The organism is Phyllobacterium brassicacearum, from assembly GCF_003010955.1.
GTDB classification, from domain to species: Bacteria; Pseudomonadota; Alphaproteobacteria; order Rhizobiales; family Rhizobiaceae; genus Phyllobacterium; species Phyllobacterium brassicacearum.
This window is the reverse complement of record NZ_PGGO01000002.1, coordinates 396,101-410,138: the sequence shown is the minus strand read 5'-3', so window position 1 is coordinate 410,138 and position 14,038 is coordinate 396,101. Positions and strand designations below refer to the sequence as shown.

13 protein-coding genes, 1 pseudogene and 1 riboswitch are annotated in these 14,038 nt (G+C 57.9%); of the genes and pseudogenes, 5 read left to right on the top strand and 9 right to left on the bottom strand.

The annotated features are described in order from the left end of the window. Positions 1-19: 19 nt before the first annotated feature. From CU102_RS04900 to CU102_RS04890, 3 genes are all read right to left on the bottom strand, one after another. The gene (locus tag CU102_RS04900) at positions 20-1,096 is read right to left on the bottom strand and encodes an alpha/beta hydrolase (RefSeq protein ID WP_106709883.1); all 1,077 of its coding nucleotides are present in this window, start codon (positions 1,094-1,096) and stop codon (positions 20-22) included. An 88-nt stretch (positions 1,097-1,184) separates the two neighbouring features. After that, entirely contained in the window at positions 1,185-2,231 is a 1,047-nt protein-coding gene (locus tag CU102_RS04895; protein ID WP_106709973.1) for an alpha/beta hydrolase, read from the bottom strand. A gap of 157 nt (positions 2,232-2,388) precedes the next feature. After that, entirely contained in the window at positions 2,389-3,282 is an 894-nt protein-coding gene (locus CU102_RS04890) for a LysR family transcriptional regulator (protein WP_106709882.1), read from the bottom strand. A 127-nt stretch (positions 3,283-3,409) separates the two neighbouring features. On the opposite strand from CU102_RS04890, the gene CU102_RS04885 reads away from it, so the two are divergent. The 5 genes from CU102_RS04885 (at position 3,410) to CU102_RS04860 (ending at position 7,742) form a co-directional block, all read left to right on the top strand. Continuing rightward, on the top strand, positions 3,410-4,834 hold the full coding sequence (locus tag CU102_RS04885; protein ID WP_106709881.1) for an MFS transporter: 1,425 nt from the start codon (positions 3,410-3,412) through the stop codon (positions 4,832-4,834). Positions 4,835-4,869: 35 nt separating this feature from the next. Then, positions 4,870-5,862, top strand: a complete 993-nt coding sequence (locus CU102_RS04880; protein WP_106709972.1) for an aldo/keto reductase — start codon at positions 4,870-4,872, stop codon at positions 5,860-5,862. Between the two features lie 13 nt (positions 5,863-5,875). Then, on the top strand, positions 5,876-6,754 hold the full coding sequence (locus tag CU102_RS04875; RefSeq protein WP_106709880.1) for an FAD:protein FMN transferase: 879 nt from the start codon (positions 5,876-5,878) through the stop codon (positions 6,752-6,754). Positions 6,755-6,767: 13 nt separating this feature from the next. Beyond that, complete coding sequence (locus CU102_RS04870; RefSeq protein ID WP_208113839.1) at positions 6,768-7,154, top strand: FMN-binding protein; 387 nt, start codon at positions 6,768-6,770, stop codon at positions 7,152-7,154. A 378-nt stretch (positions 7,155-7,532) separates the two neighbouring features. Continuing rightward, positions 7,533-7,742 (top strand): cold-shock protein, encoded by a 210-nt coding sequence (locus CU102_RS04860; protein WP_106709878.1) that lies wholly within the window; start codon positions 7,533-7,535, stop codon positions 7,740-7,742. Between the two features lie 390 nt (positions 7,743-8,132). Continuing rightward, positions 8,133-8,342, top strand: a riboswitch (cobalamin riboswitch). Between the two features lie 152 nt (positions 8,343-8,494). On the opposite strand, the gene CU102_RS04855 is transcribed toward CU102_RS04860, so the two are convergent. The 6 genes and pseudogenes from CU102_RS04855 to CU102_RS04830 all read right to left on the bottom strand — a co-directional run bounded on the left by CU102_RS04855 (position 8,495) and on the right by CU102_RS04830 (position 14,038). Then, positions 8,495-9,295 (bottom strand): alpha/beta hydrolase, encoded by an 801-nt coding sequence (locus CU102_RS04855; RefSeq protein WP_166648459.1) that lies wholly within the window; start codon positions 9,293-9,295, stop codon positions 8,495-8,497. Between the two features lie 353 nt (positions 9,296-9,648). Further along, positions 9,649-10,674: pseudogene (gene ftsZ / locus CU102_RS04850) on the bottom strand (cell division protein FtsZ); the annotation flags it as partial. Between the two features lie 83 nt (positions 10,675-10,757). Beyond that, entirely contained in the window at positions 10,758-11,102 is a 345-nt protein-coding gene (locus CU102_RS31095; RefSeq protein ID WP_166648460.1) for an EAL domain-containing protein, read from the bottom strand. Positions 11,103-11,322: 220 nt separating this feature from the next. Then, positions 11,323-12,003, bottom strand: coding sequence for a superoxide dismutase (locus CU102_RS04840; protein ID WP_106709876.1), 681 nt, complete (start codon positions 12,001-12,003; stop codon positions 11,323-11,325). A gap of 110 nt (positions 12,004-12,113) precedes the next feature. Beyond that, the gene (locus CU102_RS04835; protein ID WP_245425180.1) at positions 12,114-13,511 is read right to left on the bottom strand and encodes an adenylate/guanylate cyclase domain-containing protein; all 1,398 of its coding nucleotides are present in this window, start codon (positions 13,509-13,511) and stop codon (positions 12,114-12,116) included. Positions 13,512-13,672: 161 nt separating this feature from the next. Beyond that, positions 13,673-14,038 (bottom strand): response regulator, encoded by a 366-nt coding sequence (locus CU102_RS04830; RefSeq protein ID WP_106709874.1) that lies wholly within the window; start codon positions 14,036-14,038, stop codon positions 13,673-13,675.

Here is a 14,038-nt window from a genome sequence, read left to right as displayed (position 1 = left end):
ATGATCGACAGTTTCAGATTCATTGGGCCAGTGCCTCCCGCGTAAGGGTTGCCGAGTAGAATGGCGTCAGCTTGTTCATCGCGGCGTCTACGTATTCGGGCACCCAGTAGGTTTCGATGTGGGTCGCGCCCTCGATCTTGAACATCTCTTTGTTGCGAGTACCCGTGGCCATCGCGAAGGCGTCTTCCGTCATGTAGAGACTGTCAGCCTTGCTCCCCGCGATCATAAGAAGCGGCTGTTCGATCAGTTCGATCTGGTCGGTCGCGTCGAACCGCATCAGGTCCACGAGGCTGCTCGTGGTGTATTTGAAGGTCGAGTTCGGGTGCGCGTGGGTCTTCCAGTAATACTCGTAGCCCTGACGATAGAGGTCGAACGGAAGTGCCGCGATCTGCTCGTCTGTCAGGTTGGCGTCGCCGGAATACAGGACCTCGCCGCCGGCCGCTTCCTGCGCCCGAGCGAGAGAAGCCTGCTTCATCCGTGCCTGGACGGTATCGAGCTGGGTATCGTTGTAACCATTGCGGCGAACGCGTCCGGAATTGAACATGCTCAACGTCGCGATCGACTTGAACCGCTTGTCGGTCTCTGCAGCCGCCAAGGAGTAGCCGCCACCCCCGCAGATGCCCAGAAGTCCGAGGCGCTCTGCGTCGACCCCGGCATAACGGGTAATAAAGTCCGCCATGCCATGGATGTCTTCGATACGGTTGGCGGGCTCGTCGACGCTGCGGGGCTGACCGCCGCTCGCGCCCTGATAGGCGGCGTCAGCGGTGATCGTGATATAGCCCTGTTCGGCCAAACGCTGGGCGTACAGGCCAGCGACCTGTTCCTTCACGCCACCATTCGGGTGCGCCACCACGATAGCCGGATACGTCCTGGCGGGATCGTAGTCGGCGGGTGTGTAGACGTTCGCCGCGATATCAAGGTCGTTCAGCTTGTATTGGACCGGATGGATGTTGACCTTGCCGGGCTCGTTAGCTGTGATCGCTCCAGCGTATGCAAGGGTGAACGGATTTTTCCTATAATCGTCGGACATTGCCTCGCCGGCGGAGAAGGTCATCATCGCAGCCACCAGCGAGGCTTTGATCGGGGTATTTTTCATATCGATACTCCTGGTGGACGGAATATTCCGATGTCGGAACTTCGGTCGCTTTCATCACGGGCAGCGCAATGATGTCGCCCGTCGGGGTTCAGTCGAGCTTCTTGTCGGCGAGGAATTTCGAGACCTGATCGGCGATCTCGACATTGTTCAGGTCCGAGATCAGGAAATGCGTGCCGCCCTTGATTCCGATCTCCGGGAGGTGAACGAGCGTCGCGTCGCCGCCATGCTTGTTGACCGTGTCGACCCATAGCTTCGCCATCGCCAACCGCACACGCCAGTTGTCCTGGCCGCGCTCTGTGGTCGGCTCAGTGGGGAAGTTGTCGCCGTAGTAGACCACGATCGGCAGACGCGTCAGTTTCTCAAAGTCTGCGGCGGAGACGGCTTCGCCTTTGAGGGTTCCGGCCGCGCTTGGCATGTCCGCCGGAACCTCTCCCTCTGGGAAGATAAATCCGCTGCCGGGCTCGAGTGCGACGATCCCCTTGACGTTCGGGTTCTTGATCGCCGTTAGCCACCCTGGGCCGCCGGCCTGGGAATGGGTGAACAGAATGCCGTTACCGATCCTGTCGAACAGCGCTGACATCGAGGTGGCGATGACATTCGCGTCGAACGGTCCCGTGTTCGGCGTGACCGAGCGGAAGAACTGGTCAAGCGCCTCAGGATCGCGGTCGAACTGGACGTTGTCGAAATAGTCCGGCCATTTGCCTATGCGGAACTGGTCGAAGAAGAGCTGGTCGTATGGTGTCGGTTCGATCGTCGTGGCGACGGTGCTGTTGCCTGCGCGACCACGGCGTGGCTGGTCGACGAGATAGGTCGAATAACCTCGGCGCAGAAAGAGGTTCTGAAATCCCTCGCGGCCGTCCGGCGTCGTTTCCCAGCTCCTTGCGGACTGGTAGGCCCCGTGCAGCATGACGATGGGAAGCGGCTTTGGCTTCTCTGGCACCTGATAGAAGACGTAGGCGTGATCCCCATGCAGGCTTTGGCCTTCCGCCGAGGGCGCGTTGTTGTTGTAGGTTCCCGGGGTGGTCGCCACGCTTCCGCCGACCGCAAAGCTTCCCTGATCCTGGATAACGAGAGGCTCTGGTTTCGATCCGTTCTGCGCAAAGGCCGAACCGGCGATGAGCTGGGTCGAAAACATTAGAGCAAGCGCGAGGGTCTTTATCGGAGGCTTCATGTTCATCCTTCTCGTGGTTGAGTGGATAAAGCCTACGCGAACCTCTTTATGAGCATTAGACACCTATTTCCGATTGAGGCCATTAGCCTGGCTTCTTAATCACAAACGGTTGATGAGCGCGTTAACCCCTAAAACGAAGAGCTTCCAACACAAGTGCAAACGCTGGGGAGGCGTGCCGCCGGTTCGGGTAATAGAGGTGATAACCGGGGAACGGCTCGCACCAGTCCTCCAGCACCCGGACGAGTTTGCCGTCATCGATCAGGTCCTGGACCTGGTCTTCCGGCATGTAGGCAAGGCCGAGACCTCTCAATGCCGCATCGCGTCGCATCGCCATGTTGTTGAAGACGAGCTGTCCGTCGACCCTGACTTTGAGTTCGTATCCGTCCTTCTCAAATTCCCAGGCGAAGATGTTTCCGTAGGTCGGCATGCGTATCTGAATGCAGTTATGGACGGTCAGGTCCTGCGGTTTTTCCGGCCATGGGTTAAGACGAAAATAGGACGGCGCACCCACGACGGCCATACGCATTGGCGGCCCTATTCGAACCGCAATCATGTCTTTCGCAACCTGTTCTCCGAGACGGACGCCTGCGTCGTATCGCTCGGCGACGATATCGGTCAGGCCGTAATCGACGGTGATCTCGACGTTGACATCAGGGTTTTCGGGAAGGAATTTATCGAGTGCCGGGGCAAGGACTGAGATCGCCGCGTGCTCGCCTGCCGTGATGCGGATCGTACCAGCGGGCTTGTCGCGCATTTCGCTCAAGGCCGACAGCTCCGCCTGGATTTCCTCAAACCGCGGGCCTGCTGTTTGAAGGAGGCGCTCCCCTGCCGGAGTGGGCGACACGCGCCGCGTCGTTCGGGTGAGCAGCCTAATGCCGAGCCTTTCTTCAAGGCTGCGCACCGTCTGGCTCAGCGCCGACTGCGAGACACCGAGCTTCACCGCCGCTCTTGTGAAACTCTCTTCGCGGGCAACGGCGACGAAGGCGACGAGATCGTTGAAATTTTCCTGCGGCATTCATTATCCCAGCTTATAGGTTCATGCTGATTATAGCCACTAATCGAAAGCTGCCGCAAACACTAGATTCCAGTCAGCAAAAAGCGTGGTCGACAAAGGTCCCCGTTGCATCTGAACTGGAATAGGCATGCCCCACGCGCTCAAGACCCTTGATACGACGAATAAGAGGGTGATCCTCGCAATCATCCTCGTCAGCTACGTGATGATCGTCCTCGACATCTCCATCGTGCTGACGGGCCTTCCGAAGATACACGCCGAACTCGGTTTCACCGACGCAGGACTGTCATGGGTCTCCACTGCCTACACGCTCGCATTCGGGGGATGCCTTCTCCTCGGCGCGCGTGCGGGCGACATTTTTGGAAGACGCCGCATGCTTCTGGTCGGGCTGGCGGTCTTCTCGCTCGCCTCCCTGGTCATCGGCGGGGCGCAGACCCCGGCGATCATGATCGCGGCACGCGCCGTCCAGGGCCTTGGCTCGGCGATCCTTGCACCTTCGACCCTCGCGCTGCTGCAAACCACTTTCGAACCTGGCCCTGAGCGCACCCGTGCGGTCTCCTATTATGCTGCGGCCGCCGGGGTCTCTGCTGCCCTGGGTCTCGTGGTTGGCGGTCTTCTTGCCGACTGGCTTTCCTGGCGGGTGGGCTTTTTCATCAACCTGCCGATCAGCATCGCAATGATGTTTGCCGCCAAACGCTACGTCACGGAGACCGACCTTGCCTCGGCGCGCCTCGACCTGATGGGCGCTCTCACCTCGACCTTGGGAGTGATCTTCCTCGTATACGGCGTTATCCGCTCGGCCTCGGAGGGCTGGCATGATCCGTTGACAGGTATCTCGGTTGGCTTCGGCATGCTCATGCTGGCGGTATTTACTCTGGTGGAATCGCGGGCATCCCAGCCGATCATGCCGCTGGCGCTGTTCTCCGACCGGGAACGAGCCGCAGCCTATGCCGCGCGAGCCCTGTTCCTTGGTGCCAATGTCGGGTTCTACTTCTTCGTTGCCCAGTTCCTGCAAAGCGTGGTTGGGCTGTCGCCTGCGGCTGCCGGGATCGCCTTCCTGCCCACAACCGTCGTCAATTTCGTCGTGGCAATGTCCGCTCCCGCCTTGATCGGAAAATTCGGTTCCGGCCGCGTCCTGACGGTCAACCTCTTCGCAGGCCTGATCGGCATGGGCTGGCTGAGCCTTGCCATCGAAGGATCGTCCTTATTGCCTCTCCTGATCCCGATGATGCTGATCGGCGCGGGTCAGGGTGGAGCGCTGGGCCCTCTTACGGCCTCCGGGATGGCGCGTGTGCCATCAGAGCGGGCGGGAGCGGCCTCCGGAGTTGTCAACGTCGCGCACCAGCTCGGCAGTTCGCTCGGTCTCGGTATCCTTGTGTCGGTCTCAGCGCTCGGGTCGGAAGGGTTGTCGGGCATCACACTCCTCACTCATCGCGCGGGCATAGCCATGGAAACCGGAACAGTCCTGATCGGCCTGACGTTGATCCTTGCTCTTGCCTTCATCGTCGCGAAGCGCCCCGAAATCTCTCCTGTTACGGCGACTGAAGCGCCGTAAACCACCAGATGCCTCCAATGAACGAAGAAACGACCATGAAAAAACGAATACTTGGAAGCGGGCTTGAACTATCGGCACTCGGCCTTGGCTGCATGGGTATGAGCGCCGCCTATGGCCCTGCTGCCGATAAGGGCGAGATGATCAAGCTCATCCGCTTTGCCCACGCGCGCGGGATCACGCTGTTCGACACGGCCGAAGCTTACGGTCCCTTCGTCAATGAGGACCTTGTCGGTGAAGCTCTCGCACCGATCCGCGACGATGTGGTCATCGCCACCAAGTTCGGTTTCGACATCGATCTCGAAACAGGAGCGCGCACCGGCGGCACCAATAGCAGACCCGAACACATCAAGGCCGTGGCAGCGGCCAGCCTCAAGAGGCTGAAGACCGACCGCATAGATCTTTTCTACCAGCACCGTGTCGATCCCACTGTTCCGATCGAGGATGTCGCGGGTGCGGTCAAGGACCTGATCGACGCTGGCAAGGTGAGGCACTTCGGCCTTTCGGAGGCCGGCGTCCAGACGATTCGCCGGGCTCATGCCGTCCAGAAGGTTACCGCCGTCCAGAGCGAGTATTCACTGTTCTGGCGTGGCCCCGAAATGGAACTGCTTCCAGCGCTTGAAGAACTCGGTATCGGTTTCGTACCGTTCAGCCCGCTCGGCGCTGGCTTCCTGACGGGCAAGATCGACGAGAACACGACGTTCGATGCCACGGACTTCCGCAATCTGGTCCCGCGCTTCACGCCCGAGGCAAGAAAGGCGAATTTCGCACTCGTCGATCTGTTGAAGTCGATCGCGGAACGGAAGGCTTCAACGCCTGCCCAGATTGCCCTGGCTTGGCTTCTGGCACAGAAGCCCTGGATCGTTCCGATCCCTGGTACCACCAAGCAGCACCGCCTTGAGGAAAACCTTGGTTCCACCGATGTCGCGCTTTCGGATGCGGAGTTGCTGGAGATCGACAAGGCGCTCGCCGGGATCGAAGTCAAGGGTAAGCGGCTTCCCGAAGCAGTCCTCAAGATGACCGGACTTTAACCGGAGCTTTGCAATGTCCCGCTTCAATTTCGATGCCATTGGCACGTCCTGGGAAATCAACGCGACGTCCCCGCTTGGCTTTGAAACGAAGCGACGCATTCTGGACTTCGCCGAACAGTTCGATGCTGTTTATTCGCGGTTCCGGGAAGACTCTGTAATTTCCCGGATCGCGGAAGCCAAGAATGGCGGGACATTCGAGTTTCCATCGAGCGGCGCCCGGATGTTTGATCTCTACGATCGTCTTCACCAAGCCACAGACGGCGCGGTTGATCCCTTGGTCGGCCGTGATCTCGAACTGCTTGGCTACGACAAGCATTATTCCCTGGTGCCTTCGTCAGGGACTATCGTCGCCGATGTCGTTCGAAGACCAGTGTGGTCACGTGACGTCGTCCGTCACGGTTCGGCCATCGTCACGCAGCGGCCTGTCGTCATTGATCTCGGAGCAATCGGCAAAGGCCATCTCGTCGATCTGACCTCGCGCCTGCTGGTGATGGATGGCATCGAAGAATTCACCATCGACGCCAGCGGTGACATGACGCATCGGGGCGACGAAACCCTTGATGTCGGTCTGGAACACCCGCTCGATCCGAAGATGGTCGTCGGCATCGCGCACCTGCGGAATGCATCACTCTGCGCCTCGGCAATCAACCGGCGGAGATGGGGAGTCGGCCTCCATCACGTCCTCGACGGCCGGACCGGCGCGCCGGTCCACGATGTCCTTGCGACCTGGGTCGTCGCCGGCGACACGGCGGCCGCCGACGGTCTGGCAACAGCCCTGTTTTTTGTGCCAGCGTCCCGGCTCAGACCACATTTCGACTTCGCCTTCGTCCGCATGTTCGCGGACGGCAGGGCGGAAGTCTCCGACAATTTCGACGGGGAAGTCTTCACCTGAGAAAGGAACTGAAATGGGCAACGAAACCATAAACGCAATCTTTGCATCGGCCCTGACGTTGCTGGTCTCCTCGACGGCGGAAGCTCAGGGACGCAAATCCTCCCAGTATTCCGATGGCGTCTACACGGCGACGGGAGAGTACGGCGGACAGCCGTCGCCTATCACGGTCAAGGCAACCCTGACAGACGGGGTCATTACGGCTTTGACGATCACGCCGCATGCGTATGTTCCTGAATCGCTGGAACTGCAATGGCGCTTCGCCGCGGCCGTTCCGACGGTCGTTATCGGAAAGCCCATCGATCAAGTGAAGGTTGGAAAACTCGCAGGATCAAGCGGCACTCCGAAAGGCTTCAATGACGCCATTGAGCAGATCAAGCGGCAGGCGGCTCGCAAAGGCTGAAGGCCAGTGCCCTCTCGATTTCACAGCAAGAGGAATGAACGACGTGACAACGAAGCAAACACTCCAACTCAACCGTCGGGGCCTGCTGCTGGCGGCGGGAACAATGGCTGCGGCAGCGAACGTTACCGCAGCGCATTCCCAGACTGCTGACCCGCAAGCCGATGCGGCGAGATCACAAGAGGCTCTACCGCATTGTGGGGATTGTAGACCTGAGGAACCGATCAGAATCCGGCAAACACTTATCATCGGCATTTCCAAAGGAACATTTATCAACGGGACTCGATTTCGAGTCGTCTGATGATATTGAACGACGTTATTGTGAAGGTCGGCTTATCGCGCTATCGATGTGTTGCTTGGTATTGCGACGGGAGGGTTCACATGGCCAAAGGCACAGTTAAATGGTTCAATTCGACAAAGGGATTTGGCTTTATCCAGCCCGATGACGGTGGGGCAGACGTGTTTGTGCATATTTCTGCGGTTGAGCGCGCCGGATTGCGCGGCCTCAATGATGGTCAGAAGGTCAGTTACGAGCTTGTGCAGGACAAGAGATCAGGCAAGACATCGGCGGATCAGTTGAGTGCGCTCTGATGTGTGCATTAGCCTGCAATAGTGCGCAGCGAGAAATCCTTTTCAACGGACCCCGTCCCATGTGATTGCGAAGAACAGCTTGGGGCGTCTTTGGATGCCCCACGTCTCTTTCCATTTGATCGGCGGATTGACGCACGACAACCTTGGCACATCGCGATGTCGTCAGGGGAGGGCGCAAACACCCTATCTCGTCTGGAAGGGGATCCGCAGCGGCAAGCGTCATGCGGAGGGGCTCCATGTAGCCAGATTCCAGCGCCAGGGACAGGGACAGGCAACAGATAGCAACTGCCACTAAGGTACGGAAGCCAATTTCTGCCCACGAATCGCAATAACGCAAACATAGCGATATAAGCATTTCTTTATGTGTATTGACCGCGGCGTATGTTGCCTCCATAGTCGTTTGATCGTGGTTCTCCGGATTCGCATCCGGAGCTAAGAGGGAATTCGGTGAAGACGAGCGTATCGATGCCGAAGCTGCCCCCGCAACTGTAAGCGATGAGTTTCTGTTCAACAATGTCACTGGGACGCGAATGTCCTGGGAAGACAGAGCAGAGATGATGACCCGTAAGCCAGGAGACCTGCCGCGATAAGTATCGTCCACGGGCGGGGTGTCCCGGTGTATCGCTTTCGCGCAATGGCACAAGTGCGGCCGTGCGCTGGCGCGTCTTCAAATGCCTTGCCCCAACCATCGCTGCCATCGATGGGGAAGCCAGGACTATGCCGCGGCAGCGTGTGGCCCTTGATGTGCCGCCTTATTTCAGCGCCTCTATAAAGCGGATCACGTCGTCAACCATACGGGCGTCCCAAATATCATTATGGCCAGACCCGTCGTAGATCAGTATCTGTTTGGGTTCGGGAGCGGTGCGATATAGCGCCTCGCCAGAAGACAACGGGATGATGTCGTCAAACCGGCCATGAATGAACAGCTTCGGTTGCCTCACCTTCGCTATTTTGAGATCTGAGCGGTAGGGATCCTTGATAAGTAGCGCAACCGGAACGAATGGGTAGTGCATCTGGGCGAGCGACAGGACCGACAGGTAGGCGGACACAAGGATGACGGCGGCAGCCGGTCTATGCCCGGCCGTGCTGACGGCGACGCCGCTGCCCAGCGACTGGCCTAGCACAACGATCTCGCTTTCGGAACGTACCGACAGCCAGTCGAACGCAGCAATGCCGTCGGTCAGTAGCCCGTGCTCGCTCGGCGAACCGGTCGAACCCGGATAGCCGCGATAGGAAATCGCCAGCAGGCCAATACCTCGCGCGGCCAGTGCCTGAGCGAGGAAGCCGTAGTTACTTATCCGGTCAGCGTTTCCGAGAAAGAACAGCACCGCCGGCTTGCTGGGTTCGCCCTGGCCATAGAGACCATGAAGCGTCTCCCCGTCGGGCGTCTTGATGGCTACGTTTTCGCCCCAATTCGCATGCTCTGGAGCAGGCGTCGCGCTGGCACCGGGATAGAGGAGTGCGCGCTGCGAAAGATACATCAGGCCGACGAGCGACACATAGGCGAGGGCCGCTATCAGCGACACGATGAGCAGGAGCTTTGCAGCGCTCACGACAACATGTACATCCGCGGGTACGTCACTCGTCGATGACCCAAAACGGACCCTCCTATAGCAATGCTCTCGCCCACCTTATGACATTGTGCGAACAGCGACCTTGAATCTCTGCTTATATCAGCGGCAACAGGGCCACCGGTCAACCGGCGCCTTCATCGACGAAAAACACGATGCCGCGGAGCCAGCCGGCAGGAACGGCTGCGGATAGCGGATACTCCGCGAAACCTGCTGCACAAGGGCATCGTTCCTGCCTTACTCTCTTTTCAATTTTCTCACAGGTCGCCGTTGGCGAACCCATGAACTTGGGCCAAGTCCGATTGGCTGGTACGTCGCTACAACGTGTTGCGCCGTGGCAAGAATGAGATATTTGCCTGGGCATTGGCAATTGAGCCTGCCGAGTCCGCTCCATCCGTGTGATCGATGCCCGTAGCAACCACCGAGACCCTGAACGTTCCTTCGAGAGCGTTGTCGAACGTGGCACCAAGAATGATGTTGGCTTCGTCGTCAACTTCCTCGCGGATCCGCGTTGCCGCCTCATCAACTTCGAACAACGTCATATCCCGGCCACCCGAAATGGATACCAGAACGCCTTTGGCACCCTTCATTGAAGCCACATCCAGTAACGGATTGGCTATGGCAGCCTCGGCCGCAGCTATCGCCCTTCCAGTTCCTGAACTCTGCCCTGTACCCATCATGGCGCGGCCCATGTCGCGCATCACCGCCCGAACGTCAGCAAAGTCGAGATTGATCAGCCCTTCACGAACCATGAGATCTGTTATGCAGGCAACACCCGAATAGAGTACGCGGTCCGCAGTTGCGAAAGCATCAGCGAACGTGGTAGACGCATCCGCAACGCGGAAAAGATTCTGATTTGGGATTACGATGAGTGTATCTGCGCTGTCGCGCAGCAGTTTGAGCCCGTCCTCTGCGAATTTCATCCGGCGGGTCCCTTCGAAATTGAATGGCTTCGTCACTACAGCGACCGTCAATATGCCAGCGTCGCGTGCTGCCCGTGCGATCACCGGAGCGGCCCCTGTCCCAGTTCCACCGCCCATGCCGGCGGTTACGAAGCACATGTGCGTGTTCGACAGATGGTCCATGATCTCATCGATGCTTTCCTCGGCGGCGGCCCGACCAATTTCCGCCTGCGACCCAGCGCCGAGTCCCTGCGTCAGGTTTACCCCGAGCTGAATCAAGCGCGCAGCCTTCGACATAGTCAGTGCCTGCGCATCAGTATTGGCCACGACGAATTCAGTTCCCTGAAGGCCCTCGCGGATCATGTTGTTGACGGCATTGCCGCCACCACCGCCGACGCCGACCACAGTGATATTCGGCTTCATTTCGGTGATTTCCGGATGCTTCGGGTTGCTCGACATCATGGTGTCCTTCCTTGCCTGCAGCGAACTGGCACAGTTTGGCACGGGATGGGATGCCGGACGGAGTACCGAAACGAATCAAATCAGCTCATCCCGAGCAAGGGATATGAATCAGACAAGGGTCGTTGACGCAAGCTATTGCAATGCAATCGATGATGCGCCTTTGCGCGAGGCCAGAACGGAGCCTCCGATGGCCAAAGTTCATCTATGCCACGTAACGTCGCTGGACGAACCTGCTTTCGCACTCCGACACCTTCTGTCAATGAACACGCGACCTGGATCGGATGTCCGGCGTGGCTCGCAAAGTAGTAGCCTTGCATGGCGGCATAACCGAGCTGTCGCAACACCTGCAGATCCGCTTTTGTCTCGACACCTTGAGCTACGACCTCCACCCCAAGTGACCTGGCGAGGCTGAGGACTGATTGCACCACGTTGCGACCGTCGGTCGACCCGGCGACACCTCGACGAGGGAACGATCAATTTTTGATCCGATCGACATGGCGACGACATCGAAGAATAGCCGGCGGAAACGACGCAGCTATTGATCCTCATTGGCGAGCACAACCTGCGCGGCATCGCCGCGCCGCGCGTTTTGTTTGCGCTGGAGGAGTGAAATGCCCGGCCCCTCTAGTGCGCTCATCGCCTGAATCATATCTGGAATTGCTCGCCTGCGTAGCGCCAGTTAACAAGCTTATCGAAAACAGCGCCCACATGTTCTGTACGGCGGTTTTCGTAGTCGAGATAGTAGGCGTGCTCCCACACATCTATTCCGACAATTGGAACCTTGGCGACCGCAAGCGGAGTGCCCGCGTCCCGTAATCCTAGAACGTTGAGTTTTTCATTGTCCTTGACAAGCCAGACCCACCCGGTGCCGAAGACCGCGTCTGCAGTCTCTATTACCTTCTTCTTCAAACCATCGATCCCGCCGAAGTCGCGCTCGACGGCTTCCTTGAAACTGCCAGTTGGTTGCTCGGATCCACCCTTGAATTGCGCCCAGTAGAAATCATGATTCCAGGCTTGTGCTGCTTGATTGAAAATTGCCTCGTCGTTCTTTGCGCTCGACTGAGTTACGACTTGGTCGAGCGGTAGATCGGCGTACTCGGTATTCTGGACCAGTTGATTCAGTTTCTTAAAATAACCGGCGTGGTGTTTGCCGTAGTGCAGCCCTACCGTTCTGGCCGAAATAGCCGGTGAAAGTGCATCCTCGTCGTAGGGCAACTTCTTTTGCATAAAGGCCGTGGCAGCAAACGTGGAGATTGCCGGTGAAAGAACGGTGCCGGCCAACGCCACACTGGATGCTGCGATCAACTGACGGCGATTGACGATCATCTCTCAACTCCTTGGCGTTAGAAAAATCGATTCACTGGTCGAACAGGGCCCGCCATGTCTTGGGACAGAGTACGTGGTTGTAATGAAAGGTAGCTACTTTGCCCACTGTGTTATGACAGTATGTACGTAGTGTGTTTGCCGATCCCTCGAATATCCATGACTTCTTTACGAGCATCCAGCAAGCCCGCCCCCAGTGCTTCATACGTGCTTTGCGATACCTGGATTCGTCCGGGGATGCCGTAGGATTCCATTCGGCTGGCAACGTTAACTGTATGCCCCCATACATCATAGACGAACCGCTTTCTGCCGATTAGACCTGCGATGACCGGCCCGGTGTTTATCCCAATTCGCAGGTTGAGCTGAGGTTCGGGACCAATACTACTTGCCATTTCGGCCAGTAACGCTCTGCTAAACGCAACGGCCGCCATAGCATGATCCGGGCGAGGATCCGGTAATCCGGCCGCGGCCATGTAAGCGTCACCGATAGTCTTGATTTTCTCAACACCATATTGATCAGCAAGTTCGTCGAAACGTGAGAATAGATTCCCAAGCCTTTGCACCAAAGCAGATGCCGGAGTTCGTGCCGCCAATTCTGTAAAATTGACAATATCAGCGAACACGATTGTGGCTGTTTCGATGCGGTCAGCGATTACCTCCTCACCATCAGCCAGACGCCTTATCACCTGCTTTGGAAGAATTGCGTGCAGCAGTTCATCGGCTCGCTTCTTTTCGAACTCGATTTGAGACAGATAACGTCTTTCTCGTTCGCGCCAGCGACTGCGTTCAAGACAGGCGGCTATGCGGGCCCGCAACAGGATTGGATCGATCGGTTTTTGCAGATAGTCTTCGGCGCCTGCCTCGATGCAACGGATAACCGCGTCCTGATCCTTCAGGCCCGAAATCATGATGACACGAATTTCGCGCAACCGAGCATCCGACTTTAGCTGGCCGAGCAGTTCAATGCCGTTCATGTCAGGCATCAGGATGTCGGCCAACGCAAGGTCGAATTCCTGGGTTTCCAGGATTTGGAGTGCCTCTTGGCCAGAGTTTGCCGTAACCACGGTATGCCCCTCACGGCCCAGGCGTCTCGCCAGCAGATCCCGGTTTGAGGCGGAGTCGTCAACGACAAGGATACGGCCTGCCTCCTCGGGCCGCGAGGATGGCCCATCCGCTATCGTTCGTGCCAGGTTAGCCGCGATCGTTGCATCGGTCTGGTTTGCCCGCTCTTCATCATGTTCAAAAGAGGAAACATCCAGTCCACCATCAATTTGCTCAAGCAGCTTTCGGCTTTCATTGATAACCTTCGATATGTCATCTGCGATACGTTGCGACAAACTGTCTGCAAAATCCTCCAGGATCATTTCCGAATAGCCAATTATCGCGTTCATTGGCGTACGCAAATCATGCCGTAACATGGCAAGTCCGGTGGGGATCCCGTTGGCGTCGGACGCCTCCCGATTGAGAAGCCGCTCGATCATCGCGTTCAATTCACGGGCGGCATGCAGCACTGTCTCCAGATCCGGTAGTGTCTCGGCAGGGCCAACGTCGCGCACTTCCTCCATGACGAGTTCCTGATAGCTCAGGATTGCTTGCGCGGGATCAACGATTTTCTCCAGGATTCTCGCGATATAGGCGCGATGACCGATGTCAGGAACGTGCGTCATGACGACTATCCTCCGGTCAGGCGGATGATTTTGTCGAGCAATCCCGGCAATTCAACCGGCTTGGTATCATAATCATCGCAACCGGCGTCGATGGCTTTTTTGCGGTCATCAGCCATGGCGTGGGCAGTGAGGGCAATAATAGGAATCGCGGCCGTAGCGGGATTCTCCTTGATCCGCCGTGTTGCCTCCCAGCCATCGATCACTGGCAGGCTCATATCCATCAACACCAGATCGGGCATTGCTTCCATCGCCGTTTCGACTCCGGCGAGCCCATCGGTCGCGATGATCACCTCGTACCCGCGACGTTCCAGCCGGCGGGAAAGCATATCGCGGTTCATCTCATTGTCTTCGACGAGAAGAATTTTGACCAT

What these genes read in the sequence shown, in the direction of transcription:
- CU102_RS04900 (WP_106709883.1), bottom strand. Translation starts at nt 1,096, where the DNA reads ATGAAAAATACCCCGATCAAAGCCTCGCTGGTGGCTGCGATGATGACC.
- CU102_RS04895 (WP_106709973.1), bottom strand. Translation starts at nt 2,231, where the DNA reads ATGTTTTCGACCCAGCTCATCGCCGGTTCGGCCTTTGCGCAGAACGGA.
- CU102_RS04890 (WP_106709882.1), bottom strand. Translation starts at nt 3,282, where the DNA reads ATGCCGCAGGAAAATTTCAACGATCTCGTCGCCTTCGTCGCCGTTGCC.
- CU102_RS04885 (WP_106709881.1), top strand. Translation starts at nt 3,410, where the DNA reads ATGCCCCACGCGCTCAAGACCCTTGATACGACGAATAAGAGGGTGATC.
- CU102_RS04880 (WP_106709972.1), top strand. Translation starts at nt 4,870, where the DNA reads ATGAAAAAACGAATACTTGGAAGCGGGCTTGAACTATCGGCACTCGGC.
- CU102_RS04875 (WP_106709880.1), top strand. Translation starts at nt 5,876, where the DNA reads ATGTCCCGCTTCAATTTCGATGCCATTGGCACGTCCTGGGAAATCAAC.
- CU102_RS04870 (WP_208113839.1), top strand. Translation starts at nt 6,768, where the DNA reads ATGGGCAACGAAACCATAAACGCAATCTTTGCATCGGCCCTGACGTTG.
- CU102_RS04860 (WP_106709878.1), top strand. Translation starts at nt 7,533, where the DNA reads ATGGCCAAAGGCACAGTTAAATGGTTCAATTCGACAAAGGGATTTGGC.
- CU102_RS04840 (WP_106709876.1), bottom strand. Translation starts at nt 12,003, where the DNA reads ATGATCGTCAATCGCCGTCAGTTGATCGCAGCATCCAGTGTGGCGTTG.
- CU102_RS04830 (WP_106709874.1), bottom strand. Translation starts at nt 14,038, where the DNA reads ATGGTCAAAATTCTTCTCGTCGAAGACAATGAGATGAACCGCGATATG.